General features: G+C 73.9%; 1 protein-coding gene. It reads right to left on the bottom strand.

The features are described from left to right. Positions 1 to 85: 85 nt before the first annotated feature. Positions 86 to 20,104 carry a type I polyketide synthase gene (locus IE248_RS22450; protein WP_373301579.1) on the bottom strand — a complete coding sequence of 6,673 codons (20,019 nt, stop codon included), beginning with the start codon at positions 20,102 to 20,104 and terminating at the stop codon, positions 86 to 88. Positions 20,105 to 20,119 lie beyond the last annotated feature (15 nt).

Here is a 20,119-nt window from a genome sequence, read left to right as displayed (position 1 = left end):
GTAATTAAGGAGATCAGGAATACGAGAATTCAAGGGGGCCGTGCCGCCGGAATCGGGTTCCGGCGGCACGGCGGGAAGGTGCGGTTCAGCCCTGGCCGAACTTCTTGTCGATGAGGGCGAACAGTTCGTCGTCGCTCGCGTCCTCGATCTCGTCGGCCGCGGTCTCGCCGTCCGTCTGGCGGGCGTCGTTCCACTGGGCCAGCAGGGCCTGGAGCCGCACCGCGACGCGCGCGTGGGCCGCGTCGTCGTCGGCCGCGGCGGAGAGTTCCGCCGGGTCCAGCGAGGCGAAGGTGCTTTCGAGGCGGTCGAGCTCTTCCAGTACGGAGAGCTTCCGTCCGGCCGTGCCCTCCGGGGCGACCTCGCTCAGCAGCTGCCGGGCGAGAGCGGCCGGGTTCGGGTAGTCGTAGACGAGGGTGGCGGGCAGCCGGAGCCCGGCGGCCGCGCCGAGCCGGTTGCGCAGTTCGACCGCGGTCAGCGAGTCGAAGCCGAGCTCCTTGAACGCCTGCTCCTCGCCGACGTGTTCGGCCGACTTGTACCCGAGTACGGCGGCCACCTGGCTGCGCACCAGGTTCAGTACGGTCCGCTCCCGCTCGGCGGCCGACAGCTCGGCCAGCCGCTGTGCCAGCGTCGGCTCGCCCGCCCCGGTGGAAGCGGCCGCGGCCGTCTCCTCCGTACGGTGCGCGCCGGGCGTCGCCGCCGCCGTCCGCCGCTGCCGCGACGGAGTGCGGACCAGACCGCGGAACATGGGCAGGATGCCGCCGTCGGCGGCCCGGGCCCGCAGGGTCGGGAGGTCGATCCCGACCGGCAGCAGGACCGGCTCGTCGTCCGCCGCGAGGGCCAGGTCGAAGAGCTCCAGACCGTCCCGCGCCGACAGCGGGGTGACCCCGCCGCGGGCGGCGCGTGCCCGCTCCGCACCGGTGAGGCGGCCCGCCATGCCGCGTTCCTCGGCCCACATGCCCCAGACCAGGGACAGCGCGGTCAGGCCGCGGGCCCGACGGTGCTGCGCGAGGGCGTCGAGGAACACGTTCGCCGCCGCGTAGTTGGCCTGGCCGGCCCCGCCGAGGGTACCGGCGGCGGCGGAGAACAGGACGAACGCCGACAGGTCGAGGTGCCGGGTCAGCTCGTGCAGGTGCAGTGCCCCGTCGACCTTGGGCCGCAGGACCCGGTCGACCCGCTCGGGCGTGAGCAGGTCCACGACTCCGTCGTCGAGGACGGCCGCGGTGTGGACGACCGCCGTCAGCGGGCGGTCGGCCGGTACGGAGGCCAGGAGCGCGGCCACCGCGTCCCGGTCGGCGACATCGCACGCCGCCCAGGTGACCTCGGCCCCCAACGCGCCGAGCTGCGCGGTGAGTTCGGCTGCGGTGTCGGTGTCGGCGCCCCTGCGGCCGGTGAGCAGCAGGTGCCGCACCCCGTGTTCGGTGACGAGGTGGCGGGCGAGGAGCCCCGCCAGTCCGCCGCCGGCCCCGGTGACCAGGACGGTACCGCGTGCGTCGATCCGGCTCGGCGTGGCGTCGGCCGTCGCCTGGGCGGTGACCCGGGCGAGACGGGGTGCGTACAGCGCCCCGCCGCGTACGGCCAGTTCGGGTTCGGTGGACGCGAGGGCGCCCGCGAGTGCCCGGCCCGGGATGTCGTCCGCGCCGGGGTCGAGGTCGACGAGGACGAACCGGTCGGGGTGTTCGGTCTGCGCGGCCCGCAGCAGACCCCACACCGGGGCGTGGGCGAGGTCGCCGGCCTCGGTGTCCCGGTGGGCCGCCACCGCGCCGCGGGTGAGGAAGGCGAGGCGCGCTCCGGCGAAGCGGCCGTTGTCCAGCCAGCTCTGCACGGTCGCCAGCGCGCGGTGCGTCGTCTCGCGCACCTCCTGCGCGAGGAGGGCGGTCACCTGCTCCGGCGCGCCGGTGGTGGCCGTCGTGAACGGCACGACCACGGTGTCCGGCATCGGCTGCCGGCCGGCCGTGATCGCCGCGTCCAGCGCCGCGAGGTCCTCGTACGTGGCGGCGGGGACCCCCGCGCCGCCCAGTGCGGCGGCCGCGGCATCGGCGGCGCCGCCGATGACCACGAGGGTCGTGGCGGCGGCCCGGGCCGGTACCGCCGTACGCACCCAGTCGAGCCGGAACAGGGCGTCGTGCACCCCGTCCGGGGCCACCGTGAACCGCTCGGCGTCGAGCTCCCGCGTCACCAGGGCCTCGACCGTGGCGACGGGCGCGCCCTGTTCGTCGGCCAGCTCGACGGACACGGTGTCCGCGCCGTCGGGCGTGATCCGCAGCCGTACCGCGTCCGCTCCGGCCGCGTGCAGCCGTACCCCGCGCCAGACGAGCGCTTCGCGGCCGGCGGTGTCACCGGTGGTGGTGGCAGCGGCCAGCGCCTGCACGGCGGTGTCGAGCAGGGCCGGGTGGAGGGCGTATCCGCCCGCCGAGGCGTGGAGTTCGTCGGACAGTCGTGCCTGTGCGAAGACCTCCTCGCCCCGCACCCAGACCCGGGTCAGGGTCTTCAGGGCCGGCCCGTGGTGGAGTCCGGCGGCCGTGAGCCGGTCGTGGACCGTCTCGACGGGCATCTCCTCGGCTCCGGCGGGCGGCCACGGCCCGGTGTTGGCCGGGGCGGCCGTTTCGCCGGGCGCGGTGAGGAACCCGGTGGCGTGACGGGACCAGGTCCCGCCGTCGGCCCCGTCGCCGTCTGCCGTCTCCGGGCGGCCGTGCACCTGTACGGGGCGGCGGCCGTCGCCGTCCGCGCCGCCCACGGTGAGGCGGAGCTGAACGGCCCCGTCCTCGGGCAGCACGAGCGGCTGTTCCAGGGTCAGTTCCCGCACCTGCCCGCAACCGGCCTCGTCCCCGGCCCGCAGGGCCAGTTCGACGAAGGCCGCGCCGGGCAGGACCGTGGAGTCGGCCACGACGTGGTCGGCCAGCCAGGGGTGCGTGCGGCGGGAGAGCCGGCCGGTGAACAGGAACCCGCCCGTGTCGGGCAGCTCGACCGCGGCGCCGAGCAGGGGGTGCCCTGCCGACTCCACGCCGAGCGACTGGGCGTCCTCCGGCGAGACGAAGGAGTCCACCCAGTAACGCTCGTGCTGGAAGGCGTACGTGGGCAGGTCCACGCGCCGCGCACCGGTTCCCGAGTAGAGGGCCGGCCAGTCGACGCTGACGCCGTGGACGTGCGCCCGGCCGAGGGCGGTGACGAGGGTTTCGGCCTCGGCGCGGCCCTTGCGGAGCAGGGGCACGAAGGTGGCGTCCGCCGTCACGCAGTCCTGCGCGAGCGCGGACAGCACCCCGTCGGGGCCGATCTCGACGTACGTCGTGACTCCGGCGGCTTCCAGGGCGCGGATGCCGTCGAGGAAGCGGACCGCCTCGCGGACGTGGCGCACCCAGAAGTCGGCGGATCCCATCTCGTCGGTGACGAGCGCGCCGGTCAGGTTGGAGACGACCGGGATGCGGGGGGCGAGGTACTCGATCCCCTCCGCCACCTTGCGGAAGTCGGCGAGCATGCCGTCCATGTGCGGCGAGTGGAAGGCGTGGCTGACGGTGAGCCGCTTCGACTTGCGGTCCGGGAAGGCAGCCGCGACGGCGACGGCGGCGTCCTCGTCACCGGCAATGACCACCGACTGCGGCCCGTTGACGGCAGCGATGCTGACGCGGTCGGTCAGCAGCGGCAGGACCTCGTCCCCCGAGGCCTGTACGGCGATCATCACGCCACCGGCCGGGAGCGCCTGCATCAGACGGCCCCGGGCCGCGACCAGCGCGCACGCGTCCTCCAGGGAGAACACGCCCGCCACATGGGCGGCGGCGATCTCACCGATGGAGTGACCGGACAGGAAGTCCGGCCGCACACCCCAGCTCTCCACGAGCCGGAACAGCGCCACCTCGACGGCGAACAGCGCCGGCTGGGTGTACTCCGTACGATCCAGGACATCCGCGTCCGCGTCGAACAGCGCTTCCTTGAGCGGCAGTTCGAGGTGGGCGTCCATGTGCGCGCAGATCGCGTCGAGGGCGTCCGCGAACACCGGGAAGGTGTCGTGGAGTTCACGCCCCATCCCCAGCCGCTGGCTCCCCTGTCCGGTGAACAGGAACGCCGTCTGCTGTTCGGTGCCCGCCACACCCCGAGTGAGCGCGGCGGCGGAGTCGCCCGCCACCAGCGCGGACAGGGCCTCGCGGTACTCCTCCCGCTCCCCCGCCACGATCACGGCGCGGTGGTCGAGCAGCGCCCGGCCGGTCGCGAGCGAGTGGCCCACGTCCACCGGACGCGGCTCCTGCTCCGCGCCGAGGTGCGCGAGGAGCCGGGCCGCCTGGTCGCGCAGAGCGTTCTCGGTCCTGCCCGACAGGATCCACGGCCACGTACCGGGGCTGTCCTCCTCCACGGCCGCGGGGGCCGCCGGGGCCTGCTCCAGGATGGTGTGCGCGTTCGTACCGCTCACGCCGAAGGAGGAGACGCCGGCCCGGCGCGGACGCCCGGTCTCCGGCCAGTCCCGCCGCTCGGTGAGCAGGGCGACCTCGCCCGCCGACCAGTCGACGTGCGGGGTGGGGCCGTCCACGTGCAGGGTCTGCGGAAGCACCCCGTGCTGCATCGCCATGACCATCTTGATCACGCCCGCGACACCGGCGGCGGCCTGGGTGTGACCGATGTTCGACTTGATGGAGCCGAGCAGCAGCGGCTGATCGGCCGGGCGCTCCTGGCCGTAGGTGGCGAGCAGGGCCTGCGCCTCGATGGGGTCACCGAGGCGCGTACCGGTGCCGTGCGCCTCGACGGCGTCGACCTCTGCGGACGACAGTCCGGCGCTCGCGAGGGCCGCGCGGATCACGCGCTGCTGCGAGGGCCCGTTGGGGGCCGTCAGGCCGTTGCTCGCACCGTCCTGGTTGACGGCGGAGCCGCGGACCACGGCGAGCACGGGATGACCGTTGCGCTGCGCGTCCGACAGCCGCTCGACGAGCAGCATGCCGACACCCTCGCCCCAGCCCGTACCGTCCGCGGCAGCGGCGAACGCCTTGATCCGGCCGTCGGCGGCAAGCCCGCCCTGCCGGCTGAACTCGACGAACGCGCCCGGCGTCGACATCACGGTCACACCGCCGGCCAGCGCGATCGAGCACTCGCCGCTCCGGAGCGCCTGCACCGCGAGGTGCAGGGCCACGAGCGACGCCGAGCACGCCGTGTCGACGGTGACAGCCGGACCTTCGAGCCCGAAGACGTAGGAGAGCCGCCCCGAGACGACGCTCGCGGAGTTTCCGGTGCTCATGAAGCCGTCGCCGCCATCGGCGGAGTTCAGGACGAGCGAGAGGTAGTCCTGCCCGTTGGTGCCGACGAACACGCCCGCCTGGGTGCCGCGCAGCGACGAGGGGTCGATGCCGGCCCGCTCGAAGGCCTCCCACGAGGTCTCCAGCAGCAGCCGCTGCTGCGGGTCCATGGCCAGGGCTTCGCGCGGCGAGATCCCGAAGAAGCCGGGGTCGAACTGCGCGACGTCGTAGAGGAACCCGCCTTCTCGGGCGTACGAGGCGTCCTGCCCGGCCTGCGGCCCGAACAGCGACTCGGCGTCCCAGCCTCGGTCGGCCGGGAACTCGCCGATGGCGTCGCCGCCGGTCGCCAGCAGCTGCCAGAGGTCCTCCGGAGTGCGGACGCCGCCGGGGAAGCGGCAGCTCATCGCGACGATCGCGATGGGGTCGTCGTCCAGGGCCCTGGCCGCGGGGACGAGGGCCGCCACCGCGGCCTCGTCACCGAGGAGTTCGCCGCGCAGGTGGTCCGCGAGGTCGGCGGAGGTCGGGTAGTCGTAGATCAGCGTGGCCGGGAGCCGCAACTCGGTGACGGCGCCCAGGCGGTTGCGCAGCTCGACCGCCGTCAGCGAGTCGAAGCCGAGCTCCTTGAACGCCCTTCCCGCACCGACGCTTTCCGCGCCGGCGTGGCCGAGGACCGCGGCGACCTCCTTGCGTACGAGATCCAGCAGCGCCCGGTCCCGCTCGGCGGCGGAAAGGCCCGCCAGTCGCTGCGCGAGCGAGTGACGGCCGTCGGCGGCCGTGTCGGCCCCGCCTTCGCGGCCCGCGCGGGCGGCGTTGGCGTTGCGGGCCTCGGGCAGTTCGGCGAGGAGGCTGCTGGGGCGCACGGCGGTGAAGCCGGGGGCGAAGCGGGCCCAGTCCACGTCCACGACGGTGACGACGGTGTCGTTCACGGCGAGGGCACGGTGCAGGGCCTCGACGGCCGACTCGGCGCTCATGGGCGGCACACCGCCCCGGCGCATCCGGGCGTCCAGCGCACCGTCGGCGGCCATGCCGCCCTCGGCCCACGGACCCCACGCGATCGAGGTCGCGGCGAGGCCTGCGGCACGGCGCTGCTCGGCCAGAGCGTCCAGGTAGGCGTTGGCGGCGGCGTAGTTGCCCTGACCGGCCGCACCGATCGTGCCGCTCATCGAGGAGAACAGGACGAACGCGGAGAGCTCGATACCCAGCTCGACGGTCAGCTCGTGCAGGTTCAGCGCCGACGTCGCCTTCGCCCGCAGCACGGTCTCGAAGCGCTCGGGGGTGAGGGCGTCGAGGACACCGTCGTCGAGCACACCGGCGGTGTGAACAACAGCCGTCAGGCCCTCGGCCTCGGCCTCCAGCAGCGTACGAAGCGCATCCCGGTCAGCGGCGTCACACGCCACCACCGACACGTCCACGCCCAGCTCCGCCACCAGCTCAGCAGCACCCGGAGCATCCAGACCCCGACGGCTGGTCAGCACCAGACGCTCCACGCCCGCACCGGCCAGCCAGCGCGCCACCCGGCCACCCAGGGCACCCGTGCCACCGGTGATCAGAACCGTCCCGGACGGCGTCCACGACTCCGCGCCACCATCCGCAGCCCGAACGAGACGACGCCCGAAGACACCGGAGGACCGCACCGCGACCTGGTCCTCACCAGAACCGGCCAGCACACCCACCAGACGGGCCATCGCCCGCTCGTCCCACACCTCGGGGAGATCGACCAGACCGCCCCAACGCTCGGGCAGCTCGAGAGCGGCGACACGCCCCAGACCCCACGTCTGAGCCTGAACCGCAGACACCAGACGATCCGAACGGCCCACGCTCACCGCGCCACGGGTCAGGCACCACAGCGGAGCCTCCACCCCGGCAGCACCCAACGCCTGCACCAGAGAAGCCGTCGCGACAACACCCGCAGCCTCATCCAGCGCAAGCAGCGACACCACACCGGCCACAGCACCGGCATCGGAGAACAGACCGGGGACCCCGGCCTCGACAACGACCCGCCGGACTTCCGCACCACGAGCAGTCAGCGCGTCCACCACAGCCGTGTCGTCGACACCCTCGGACGGCACCACCACCAGCCATGACCCCGACAACCGGACACCCGTCGCGGCATCGGTCAGCGGCTTCCACGACGCCCGGTAGCGCCAGCCGTCGATGTCCGACTGCGCGCCCAGGCTGCCGCGTCGCACGAGCGCCGCTTCCGGCCAGTACCGCCGGCGCTGGAAGGCGTAGGTCGGCAGGTCGACCCGTACGGCACCGGTTCCGTAGACCGCCTGCCAGTCGAGGGGGATCCCTCGGACGTGGCTGCGGGCCAGAGCGGCCATGACCGTTTCGGTCTCGGGGCGGCCCTTGCGCACGACGGGTACGAACACGGCGCCGTCGTCGCTGAGGCATTCCTGGCCGAGGGCGGAGAGGACGCCGTCGGGACCGAGCTCGACGTACGTCGTCACGCCGGCGGTTTCCAGGGCGCGGATGCCGTCGAGGAACCGGACGGCTTCGCGGACGTGCCGCACCCAGAACTCCGCCGAGCCCATCTCGTCCGTGACCAGCGCGCCGGTCAGGTTCGAGACGATGGGCGTCCGCGGCGTCTCGAACGAGAGTCCCTCCACCACCTGGCGGAATTCCTCCAACATGGCGTCCATGTGAGGCGAGTGGAAGGCGTGGCTCACGGTCAGCTGCTTGGACTTGCGGCCCGGGAACGCGTCCGCGACGGCGACCGCCGCGTCCTCGTCACCCGCGACGACCACCGACCGGGGGCCGTTGACGGCGGCGATGCTCACCCGGTCCGTCAGCAGCGGCAGGACCTCCTCCTCCGAGGCCTGGAGGGCGATCATCGCGCCACCAGAGGGCAGCGCCTGCATCAGGCGACCGCGAGCGGCCACCAGCGTGCACGCGTCCTCCAGGGAGAACACCCCGGCCAGATGCGCGGCCGCGATCTCGCCGATGGAGTGACCGGAGAGGAAGTCCGGCTTCAGACCCCAGCTCTCCACGAGCCGGAACAGCGCCACCTCGACGGCGAACAGCGCCGGCTGGGTGTACTCCGTACGGTCCAGCAGGTCCGCGTCTTCCCCGAACAGAACGTCCTTCAAAGGCAGTTCGAGGTCGAATCGAGCGCACACGGCGTCCAGGGCGTCCGCGAACACCGGGTGGGCGTCGTACAGCTCGCGCCCCGTCCCGAGGCGCTGGCTGCCCTGCCCCGTGAAGAGGAAGGCGACCTTTCCACCGGCGGGCGAACCCTTGACGACGCCCGCGGCCGACTCGCCCGCGGCCAGCGCCGCGAGGCCGGCCAGCAGACCCTCACGGTCCACGGCCACCACCGCCGCCCGCTCTTCGAAGGCCGAACGCCCGGTCGCGAGCGTCCTGCCGACGTCACTCGGACGGAGCTCGGGGTCCGCGAGCAGTCGTGCGTGCAGGCTGTCCGCCTGGGCGCGGAGTCCCTCGCCGTTCTTCGCCGAAATCACCAGCGGGAGCGGCAGGGAGTGCGGTTCCACCGGTCCGGTGGCCTCTCCCGCCGCCTGCGGGAGCGGCGCCTGCTCGATGATGGTGTGGGCGTTGGTGCCGCTGAAGCCGAACGAGGAGATGCCGGCCCGGCGCGGACGCCCGGTCTCGGGCCACGCGCGCTGCTCGGTGAGCAGGGCGATCTCGCCCGTCTCCCAGTCGACCTGCGGCGACGGCTCGTCGATGTGGAGGCTCTGCGGGAGCACTCCGTGCTGCATCGCCAGCACCATCTTCATCACACCGGCGACACCGGCCGCGGCCTGGGTGTGCCCGATGTTGGACTTGACGGAGCCCAGCAGCAGCGGCTGTCCGTCGGCGCGGTCCTGGCCGTAGGTGGCGAGCAGCGCCTGTGCCTCGATCGGGTCGCCGAGGGTGGTGCCGGTGCCGTGCGCCTCGACGGCGTCGACCTCGGCGGCCGACAGTCCGGCGCTGGCGAGGGCGGCGCGGATGACGCGCTGCTGCGAGGGCCCGTTGGGGGCCGTCAGGCCGTTGCTGGCGCCGTCCTGGTTGACGGCGGAGCCCCGTACGACCGCGAGCACCGGGTGGCCGTTGCGCTGGGCGTCGGAGAGCCGCTCGACGAGCAGCATGCCGACACCCTCACCCCAGCCGGTGCCATCGGCCGCGGCGGCGAACGCCTTGATGCGGCCGTCGGCGGCGAGGCCGCGCTGACGGCTGAACTCGATGAACGTGCCGGGCGTCGACATCACGGTGACACCACCGGCCAGCGCGATCGAGCACTCGCCGTTCCGCAGCGCCTGGATCGCCCAGTGCAGGGCGACCAGCGAGGACGAGCAGGCCGTGTCGACGGTGACGGCCGGGCCTTCGAGCCCGAACACGTACGACAGGCGGCCGGACACGACGCTGGCGGCGTTGCCGGTGCCCAGGTGGCCCTCAAGGCCCTCCGGTTCCTCCATGAGGACGGAGAGGTAGTCCTGGCCGTTGGTGCCGACGAACACGCCCGCCTGGCTGCCGCGCAGCGTCTCGGGGTCGATCCCGGCGCGCTCGAAGGCCTCCCACGAGGTCTCCAGCAGGAGCCGCTGCTGCGGGTCCATCGCGAGGGCCTCGCGGGGCGAGATACCGAAGAAGTCGGCGTCGAAGTCGGCCGCGTCGTAGACGAATCCGCCCTGCCGGGCGTACGAGGTGCCCTGCGCGCTCGGGTCGGCGTCGTACAGCGCGTCGAGGTCCCAGCCGCGGTCCAGGGGAAGGTCCGAGATCGCGTCGAAGCCGGAGGCGAGCAGTTGCCAGAGGTCTTCCGGGGTGCGCACACCGCCGGGGAAGCGGCAGCTCATCGCGACGATCGCGATCGGGTCGTCCTCGACGGCCGCCGCCACCGGGCCGGTCGCCTCGACCTGGGCTCCGAGCAGTTCAGAGAGCAGGTTGGCGGCGAGCGCGGCCGGGGTCGGGTAGTCGTAGACGAGCGTGGCGGGCAGCCGCAGTTCGGTCGCCGCGCCGAGCCGGTTGCGGAGCTCGACGGCGGTGAGCGAGTCGAACCCGATCTCGCGGAAGGCACGCCCTGCCTCGATGTCCTGGGCACCGGAGTGCCCCAGGACCTCGGCGACCTGGTGGCGCACGAGGTCGAGGAGGAACGGCTCGCGGTCGCCGGCGGACATGCTCCGAAGACGCTCCGCGAGCGACGAACCCGAACGCTCGGAACGGTCGCCCGCGTTCTCCGTGGCGCGGGTGACGGCTTCAGCCTCGGGCAGATCGCCGAGCAGCTTGCCGGCGCGCACCGAGGTGAATCCCGGTACGAACTTCGCCCAGTCGAAGTCGACGACCGTCAGGGCCGCGTCGTCCGAGCCGACGGCCTGCCGGAGCGCGGTGATCGCGAGATCGGCGTTCATGGGCGGGACACCACCCCGGCGCATCCGGGCCTCAAGGGCCTCGTCGGCGGCCATGCCGCCCTCGGCCCAGGGACCCCACGCGAGCGAGGTCGCGGCCAGCCCGGCAGCGCGGCGCTGCTCGGCCAGAGCGTCCAAGTAGGCGTTTGCGGCGGCGTAGTTGCCCTGACCGGCCGCACCGATCGTGCCGCTCATCGAGGAGAACAGGACGAACGCGGAGAGCTCGATGCCGAGTTCGACGGTGAGCTCGTGCAGGTTGAGGGCGGAGGTCGCCTTGGCCCGCAGCACGTTCTCGAAACGCTCCGGGGTGAGGGCGTCGAGAACGCCGTCGTCGAGCACACCGGCGGTGTGAACGACGGCCGTCAGGCCTTCGGCTTCGGCCTCCAGCAGCGCACGCAGCGCATCCCGGTCGGCGGCGTCACACGCCACGACCGACACGTCCACGCCCAGCTCCGCCACCAGCTCAGCGGCGCCCGGAGCATCCAGACCCCGACGGCTGGTCAGCACCAGACGCTCCGCACCCGCACCGGCCAGCCAACGCGCGACCCGGCCACCGAGAGCACCCGTACCACCGGTGATCAGAACCGTCCCGGACGGCGACCACGAACCCGCGCCGCCACCCGTGGCCCGGACGAGACGACGCCCGAAGACACCGGACGACCGGACCGCGACCTGGTCCTCGCCAGAACCGGCGAGAACACCGACGAGTCGGGCCATGGCCCGCTCGTCCCACACCTCGGGGAGATCGACCAGACCACCCCAACGCTCGGGCAGCTCCAGAGCGGCCACGCGCCCCAGGCCCCACGTCTGAGCCTGAACCGCGGACACCAGACGGTCCGAACGACCCACGCTCACCGCGCCACGGGTCAGGCACCACAGCGGAGCCTCCACCCCGGCCGCACCCAACGCCTGAACCAGAGAAGCCGTAGAGACGACCCCAGCCGCCTCATCCAGCGCAAGCAGCGACACCACACCGGCAACAGGACCCACGTCGGAGAACAGACCGGCACGATCGGCACCGGCCTCGACGACCACCCGCCGGACCTCGGCACCACGACCGGCCAGCGCAGCCACCACCGGCGCGTCATCCACGCCCTCGGCGGGCACCACTACCAGCCACGACCCCGACAACCGGACACCCGTCGCGGCATCGGTCAGCGGCTTCCACGACACCCGGTAACGCCAGCCGTCCACCTCGGACTGCTCCTGGCCCTGGCGACGCCAGGCCGACAGGGCGGGGAGGAGCTCGCCGAAGCGGGCGTCGCCGTCCACGGAGAGTTCGGAGGCGAGCGACGTGAGGTCGCCGCGCTCCACCGCGTCCCAGAACCGGGCGTCGACCGCGTCGACCGTCGGCGCCGCGACAACAGCACCGTTCGACAGGACCGTCTCCGGCCAGAAGCGCTGCCGCTGGAACGCGTACGTCGGCAGCTCCATCCGACCAGCACCCGTACCGGCGAAGAAGGCGGACCAGTCCACCTCGGCACCGCGCACATGCGCCTGCGCCACGGCCGTGACCAGCGTCTCCGCCTCGCCCCGACCAGCTCGAAGCACCGGCACGAACGCAACATCGGCGTCGCCGGTCATGCAGTCCTGAGCGAGCGCCGACAGCACACCGTCCGGCCCCAGCTCCACGAACGACGTCACACCCGCCGCCTCCAGAGCACGCACGCCGTCCAGGAAGCGAACCGCCTCGCGGACGTGCCGCACCCAGAACTCCGCCGAGCCCATCTCGTCGGAGACGACCGAGCCCGTCAGGTTGGAGACGATCTGAATGCGCGGGGTCTCGAACGACAGCCCCGCCACGACCTCGCGGAAGTCGTCCAGCATCCCGTCCATGTGCGGCGAGTGGAAGGCATGGCTCACGGTCAGCCGCTTGGACTTGCGGTCCGGGAACGCGGCCGCGACGGCAAGAGCCGCATCCTCATCACCGGCCACGACCACCGAACGCGGACCGTTGACCGCCGCGATGCTCACGCGCTCCGTCAGCAGCGGCAGGACCTCGTCCTCCGACGCCTGCACCGCGATCATCACGCCACCCGACGGCAGCGCCTGCATCAGACGACCACGCGCCGCGACCAGCGCGCACGCGTCCTCCAGCGAGAACACCCCGGCGACGTGCGCAGCCGCGATCTCACCGATCGAGTGCCCCGACACGAAGTCCGGCCGTACGCCCCAGCTCTCCACGAGCCGGTAGAGCGCCACCTCGACGGCGAACAACGCCGGCTGGGTGTACTCCGTACGGTCCAGGAGCTCCGCGTCCGTCCCGAACAGGACCTCCTTCAACGGCAGTTCGAGGTCCATCCGCTCGCACACCGCGTCCAGCGCGGCAGCGAAGGCCGGGAAGGCCTCGTGCAGCTCACGGCCCATGCCGAGGCGCTGGCTGCCCTGACCGGTGAACAGGAAGGCGAGTCCGCCGCCCGACACCGTGCCCCGCACCAGACCGGGCACCTGCTCGCCGGCGGCCAGTGCCGCCAGGCGTGCCACGAGGGCTTCGCCGTCCGACGGCGCGCCGATCACCACCGCGCGGTGCTCCAGGGCGGCGCGCTGGGTGGCGAGGGAGTGGCCGAGGTCGAGTGCGCTCCGGTCACCGGCTGCCGTCGCCGATGCGTCGGCAGCGGTCGGAAGCAGTCGTTCGGCCTGGGCGCGCAGGGCGGCCGCGGTGCGGCCGGAGACGAGCCACGGCAGCACGGGGAGGCCCGGGAGCCCCGGTGCGGCGGGCGTCGCGTGCGCCGGCGCTTCCGTGTGCCGCGGTGCCTGCTCGATGACGGCGTGGGCGTTGGTGCCGCTGTAGCCGAACGAGGAGATACCGGCCCGGCGCGGACGCCCGGTCTCGGGCCAGTCCCGCTGCTCGGTCAGGAGCTCGATGTCACCGGCCGACCAGTCCACGTAAGGGGTCGGCTCGTCGATGTGTAGCGTCTGCGGGAGCACCCCGTGCCGCATGGCCATGACCATCTTGATGACGCCCGCGGCACCGGCGACGGCCTGTGTGTGCCCGATGTTGGATTTGACGGAGCCGAGCAGCAGCGGCCGGTCCGCGGGCCGGTTCTGGCCGTAGGTGGCGAGCAGGGCCTGTGCCTCGATGGGGTCGCCGAGCCGGGTGCCGGTGCCGTGGGCCTCGACGGCGTCCACGTCCCCGGCCGTCAGGCCGGCGTCGGCGAGGGCCTCGCGGATGACGCGCTGCTGCGAGGGTCCGTTGGGGGCGGTGAGGCCGTTGCTGGCGCCGTCCTGGTTGACGGCGGTCCCGCGCACGACGGCGAGGACCGGGTGGCCGTTGCGGCGGGCGTCCGAGAGCCGCTCCAGGAGCAGCAGGCCGACGCCTTCGGACCAGACCGTGCCGTCGGCGGCGGCGGCGAAGGCCTTGATGCGGCCGTTCTCGGCGAGGCCGCGCTGGCGGCTGAACTCGGTGAACGCGCCGGGCGTGGACATGATCGTCACTGCGCCCGCGAGGGCCATCGAGCATTCGCCGCGCCTCAGGGCCTGGGCGGCGAGGTGCAGGGTGACGAGCGACGAGGAGCAGGCGGTGTCGAGGGTGACCGCCGGGCCCTCCAGGCCGAACGAGTAGGAGATGCGGCCGGAGACGACGCTGGCCGCGTTGCCGGTGCCGAGGTGGCCTTCGAGGCCGTCGGCGTCGTTCAGCCAGAGCTGGAGGTAGTCCTGGGCGTTGGAGCCGATGAACACGCCGGTGCGGCTGCCGCGCAGGCCGGTGGGGTCGATGCCGGCGCGCTCGAAGGTCTCCCAGGTGGTTTCCAGCAGCAGGCGCTGCTGGGGGTCCATGGCGAGGGCCTCGCGCGGGGAGATGCCGAAGAAGGCGGCGTCGAAGTCGGCTGCCTCGTGCAGGAAGCCGCCCTCGCGGACGTAGCTGGTGCCTTCCCGGTCGGGGTCGTCGCTGTAGAGGGTGTCGAGGTCCCAGCCGCGGTCGGCGGGGAACGCGGTGATGCCGTCGCGGCCTTCGGCGAGCAGCTGCCACAGCTCCTCGGGCGAGTTGATGCCGCCGGGGAAGCGGCAGCTCATCGCGACGACGGCGATCGGGTCGTCGTCGTCCGCGGCGCGGGCGGCCCGGGCGGCCTGTCGGCGGGCCGGGAGGCCGCCCCGGTCGGCGCCGCTGCCCGGGTCGGCGTCGAGGTCGCCGAGGAGTTCCTGGCGGAGGTACTGCGCGAGGGCGGTCGCCGTCGGGTAGTCGAAAACGAGGGTGGCGGGCAGCCGGCGGCCGGTGGCCTCGCCGAGCAGGTTGCGCAGTTCGACGGCGGTGAGGGAGTCGAAGCCGAGCTCCTTGAAGGAGCGGCCCGGCTCGACGGCGGCGGCGCCCGGGTAGCCGAGCGCGGTGGCGACCTGTCCCCGTACGAGGTCGAGGAGCATGCGGTCCTGCTCGGCGGCGGGGAGGCCCGCCAGGCGCTGTCGCAGGCCGGAGCCGCCGGCGACGGCGGCCGCGCCGCCCGCGTGCCGGCGGGTGGGGACCCGTACGAGCCCGCGCAGCAGCGGGGACAGGGTGCCGGCCTGGGCCTGGGTGCGCAGGCCCGCGAGGTCGACGCGCATCAGGACCGGCGCGGCCTCGTCGAGCCGGTGCGCGAGGTCGAAGAGGTCGAGGCCTTCCGCCGAGGTCAGCGGGGGCAGTCCGCCGCGGGTCATGCGGCTGACGTCGGCGTCGGTGAGGCTGCCGGCCATGCCCGCGCCGTCGGCCCACAGGGCCCACGCCAGGGAGGTGGCGGGGAGCCCCAGGGAGCGGCGGTGGCGGGCGAGGGCGTCGAGGAAGACGTTGGCGGCCGCGTAGTTGCCCTGGCCGGCGCCGCCGAAGACGCCGCCGATGGAGGAGAACAGCAGGAAGGCGGAGAGGTCGAGGTCGCGGGTCAGTTCGTGGAGGTGGACGGCCGCGTCGGCCTTGGGCCGCAGTACGGCCGACAGGCGTTCGGGCGTGAGGGAGGTGATGACGCCGTCGTCGAGGACGCCGGCGGTGTGGACGACCGCGCCGAGCGGGTGCTCGGCGGGTATCTCCGCCAGTACGGCCGCCAGCGCGTCCCGGTCCGCGACGTCGCAGGCCGCCCAGGTCACCGAGGCTCCCGCGGCGGCGAGTTCGGCGCCGAGCCGCTGTGCTTCGGGGGTGGAGCCGCCGCGGCGGCCGACGAGGAGGAGGTGCCGCACGCCGTGTTCGGCGACGAGCCGGTGGGCGATGAGACCGCCGAGGAGGCCGCCGGCGCCGGTGATCAGTACGGTCGACTCCGGCGCGTACACCGGGGCTGCGTCGGAGGCGGCGTCGGTCGGGGTCGGCCCGTCGGCGTCCTCCCGGGCCACGCGGGTGAGGCGGGGCGCGTGCACGGTGCCGGCGCGGACGGCGAGCTGCGGCTCACCTGCGGCGAGGGCCGCGGGCAGGGCGCGTACGGAGTCCTCGGCGCCGTCGGTGTCGATCAGCAGCAGCCGGTCGGGGTGCTCGGCCTGGGCGGAGCGCAGCAGGCCGTGGACGGCCGCGTGGACGGGGTCGGTGACGGTGTCGGTGTCGTCGGCCGCGACGGCGCCCCGGGTGAGGACGACCAGGCGGGTGGCGGCGAACCGGTCGCCGGTGAAGGGGGCTTCGCCCAGCCAGGTCCGGGCCAGGTCGAGGGCGTGGTGCGCGGCACGGTGGACGGCCTCGGCGGAGAGCTCCGGAGTGGCCGGTGCACCGGTATCGGCATCGGCATCGGCGATGGCGGCGGCCTGTCCGTAGCCGACGAACACGGCCTCGGGTACGGGTGCTCCGGCCTCGACCGCCGCCGCCAGCTCGGCGAGGCCCGCGTGGACGGTGAGGGCGGCGGCGTCGGCGAGCAGGGCGGCGGGGGCCGCGGTTCCCAGGGCGGCCCACCGGCCTTCGCGCACCGGGTCCGAAAGGTCGCCGGCGGCGGCAGCGGCGGGCAGCGCCGTCCACTCGGTCCGGAACACGGACTCGTGGTGGGCGGTGCGCGCCGCCTGGACCTGCTCGGCCGATACGGCCCGCAGGACGAGGGAGTCGACGCTCGCGACGGGCGCGCCGGTGGTGTCGGCGATCTCCAGTCGCACGCCGTCGCTCCCGCGGGGCACGAGGTGCACGCGCAGGGCGTCGGCCCCGCCGGCGTGCAGTCGCACGCCGCTCCACGCGAACGGGAGGCGGCCTTCGCCCTCGGTGCCGCCCAGGACGCCGAGGCCCAGCGTGTGGAGCGCGGCGTCGAGGAGGGCGGGGTGGAGGCCGAAGTCGCGTGCGGCGGAGGCGGTTTCCTCGGGCAGGGCGACCTCGGCGTAGACGCTGTCGCCGTGCCGCCAGGCCGCGGTGAGGCCGCGGAACGCGGGCCCGTAGCCCATGCCGACCTCGGCGAGGTCGGCGTAGAGGGTGTCGGTGGCCAGGGGTTCGGCGCCGGCCGGCGGCCACTGCTCGAACGCGGCGTCCGGCCGGGCCGGGACGGCGCCCCGGGCGAGTACGCCGCTGGCGTGGCGCGTCCAGAGCTCGTCGGGCGCGCTGTCCTTGGGGCGGGAGGAGAGGCCGAACGCGCGTCGGCCCGTTCCGTCGGCGTCGGGCGCGCTCACGTACATCTGGAGCTGGACGCCGCCGCGTTCGGGCAGGATCAGCGGCGCTTCGAGGGTCAGTTCCTCGACGAGGTCGCAGCCGACCTGGTCCCCGGCCCAGATCGCCAGGTCGACGAAGGCGGTGCCGGGGAGCAGGACGCTGCCCATGACCTGGTGGTCGACCAGCCAGGGGTGGGTGGTGGAGGAGAGCAGGGCCGTGAAGACGTAGCCGTCGGAGTCGGCGAGGGCGACGGTGGCGCCGAGCAGGGGGTGCGCGGCCTCGTCCAGCCCGGCGGTGCTCACGTCTCCGGTCCGGGTGCCCGGCTCGATCCAGTAGCGCTGGCGCTGGAAGGCGTAGGTGGGCAGGTCGTCGACGCGCCGGGCACCGGTGCCGGAGAAGTAGGCGTGCCAGTCGACCCGGGCGCCGTGGGCGTGGGCCCGGGCGAGGGCGAGGGCGAGGCTCTCGGTCTCGGGGCGGCCCTTGCGGAGCACGGGGACGAAGACGGCGTCCTGTTCCACGCAGTCCTGGGCGAGGGCCGTCAGGACGCCGTCGGGGCCGAGTTCGACGTACGTGGTCACGCCCGCGGCCTCAAGGGCGCGGATGCCGTCGAGGAAGCGGACGGCTTCGCGGACGTGCCGGACCCAGAAGTCGGCGGAGCCCATCTCGTCGGTGACGAGGGCGCCGGTCAGGTTCGAGACGACCGGGATACGAGGAGCCTCGAAGGACAGCCCCGCCACCACCTGGCGGAAGTCGTCGAGCATGCCGTCCATGTGGGGCGAGTGGAAGGCGTGGCTGACGGTGAGCCGCTTGGACTTGCGGTCCGGGAACGCGGCCGCGACGGCGAGCGCCGCGTCCTCGTCACCCGCGACGACCACCGAGCGCGGCCCGTTGACCGCCGCGATGCTCACGCGGTCGGTCAGCAGCGGCAGGACCTCCTCCTCGGAGGCCTGGACGGCGATCATCACGCCACCGGTCGGCAGCGCCTGCATCAGGCGGCCGCGCGCGGAGACCAGCGCGCACGCGTCCTCCAGGGACAGCACCCCGGCGACGTGCGCGGCGGCTATCTCACCGATCGAGTGCCCGGAGACGAAGTCCGGCTTGACACCCCAGGACTCCAGCAGCCGGAACAGCGCCACCTCGACCGCGAACAGCGCGGGCTGGGTGTACTCGGTCCGGTCCAGAACGTCCGCGTCCGTCCCGAACAGCACTTCCTTCAGGGGCAGTTCGAGGTCCAGCCGCTCGCAGACCGCGTCCAGCGCGGCCGCGAACACCGGGTGGGTCTCGTACAGCTCGCGGCCCATGGCCAGGCGCTGGCTGCCCTGACCGGTGAACAGGAAGGCGACCTTCCCGCCGGCCGGCGAGCCCGTCACCACTCCCGGCGCCGCTTCGCCCGCCGCCAGCGCCGCGAGACCGGCCAGCAGGCCCTCGCGGTCCGCGGCCACGACCGCGGCGCGGTCCTCGAAGGCCGTCCTGCCGACCGCCAGCGACCGGGCGACGGCGACGGGGCTCAGCCCGGGGTGCTCCCCGGCGTGGGCCAGCAGCCGTTCGGCCTGCCCGCGCAGGGCGTCCCGGCCCTTGGCCGACAGGATCCAGGGCACGGCCTTCGGCTCGGGCCCCGCGTCACCCTCGGGCCGGTCGGCCTCGGGGGCGCGGTCGGCCTCCGGGGCCTGCTCGATGATCGTGTGGACGTTGGTGCCGCTGACGCCGAAGGCGGAGACACCGACCCGGTACGGGCGCCCGGTCTCCGGCCAGGCGCGCTGCTCGGTGAGCAGGGCGACGCCGCCGGCCGTCCAGTCGACATGCGTGGTGGGCTGGTCCACGTGCAGGGTCTTGGGCAGCACGCCGTGCCGCATCGCCATGACCATCTTGATGATGCCCGCGATCCCGGCGGTGTTCTGGGTGTGGCCGAGGTTGGACTTGAGGGAGCCGAGCCACAGCGGCCGGTCCGCGGGGCGGTCCTGGCCGTAGGTGGCGAGCAGGGCCTGTGCCTCGATGGGGTCGCCGAGGGTGGTGCCGGTGCCGTGGGCCTCGACGGCGTCCACGTCGGCGGGGGTCAGCCGGGCGCTTTCGAGGGCCTGGCGGATGACGCGCTGCTGGGCGGGGCCGTTGGGGGCGGTGAGCCCGTTGCTGGCGCCGTCCTGGTTGACGGCCGAACCCCGGACGACGGCCAGGATCCGGTGCCCGTTGCGGCGGGCGTCGGAGAGGCGTTCCACCAGCAGTACGCCGACGCCCTCGGACCAGCCGGTGCCGTCAGCCGCCTCGGCGAAGGACTTGCAGCGGCCGTCGGGAGACAGGCCGCGCTGCCGGCTGAACTCGACGAAGACCTCCGGGCCGGCGAGGACGGTGACGCCGGCGGCCAGGGCCAGCGAGCACTCCCCCTGGCGCAGGGCCTGGACGGCCATGTGCAGGGCGACGGAGGAGGACGAGCAGGCCGTGTCGACGGTGGCGGCGGGGCCCTCCAGGCCGAAGACGTAGGCGAGCCGGCCGGAGACCACGCTGGAGGCGGTGCCGGTGAGCAGGTGCCCCTCGACGCCGTCGGGCAGCTCGCCCGAGCCGGCGCCGTAGGCGTTGGCGGACGCGCCGACGAAGACGCCCGCGCGGCTGCCGCGCAGGGTCGCCGGGTCGATGCCGGCCCGCTCGAAGGCCTCCCAGGAGGTCTCCAGCAGGAGGCGCTGCTGGGGGTCCATGGCGAGGGCCTCGCGCGGGGAGATCCCGAAGAAGGAGGCGTCGAACTCGGGTGCCCCGTAGAGGAATCCGCCGTCGCGGGCGTAGGTGGTTCCGGGGTGGTCGGGGTCGGGGTCGTACAGCGACTCGACGTCCCAGCCGCGGTCGTCGGGGAAGCCGGAGATGGCGTCGCCGCCGCTCTCGACGAGCTTCCACAGGTCCTCGGGCGAGCTGATGCCGCCGGGGAAGCGGCAGCTCATGCCGACGATGGCGATCGGTTCGCGGGAGGCGTCCGTCAGCTCCTGGTTCCGGCGGCGCAGCCGCTCGGTTTCCTTGAGGGAGGCCCGCAGCGCTTCAACGACTTTTTCGTTCGGGGTGGTCATCACTTACTCCGCACTTCG

The organism is Streptomyces goshikiensis, assembly GCF_014650555.1.
Classification (GTDB): domain Bacteria; phylum Actinomycetota; class Actinomycetes; order Streptomycetales; family Streptomycetaceae; genus Streptomyces; species Streptomyces goshikiensis.
Note: the sequence above shows the minus strand (reverse complement) of the source record. Positions and strands in the feature narration are given on the sequence as shown.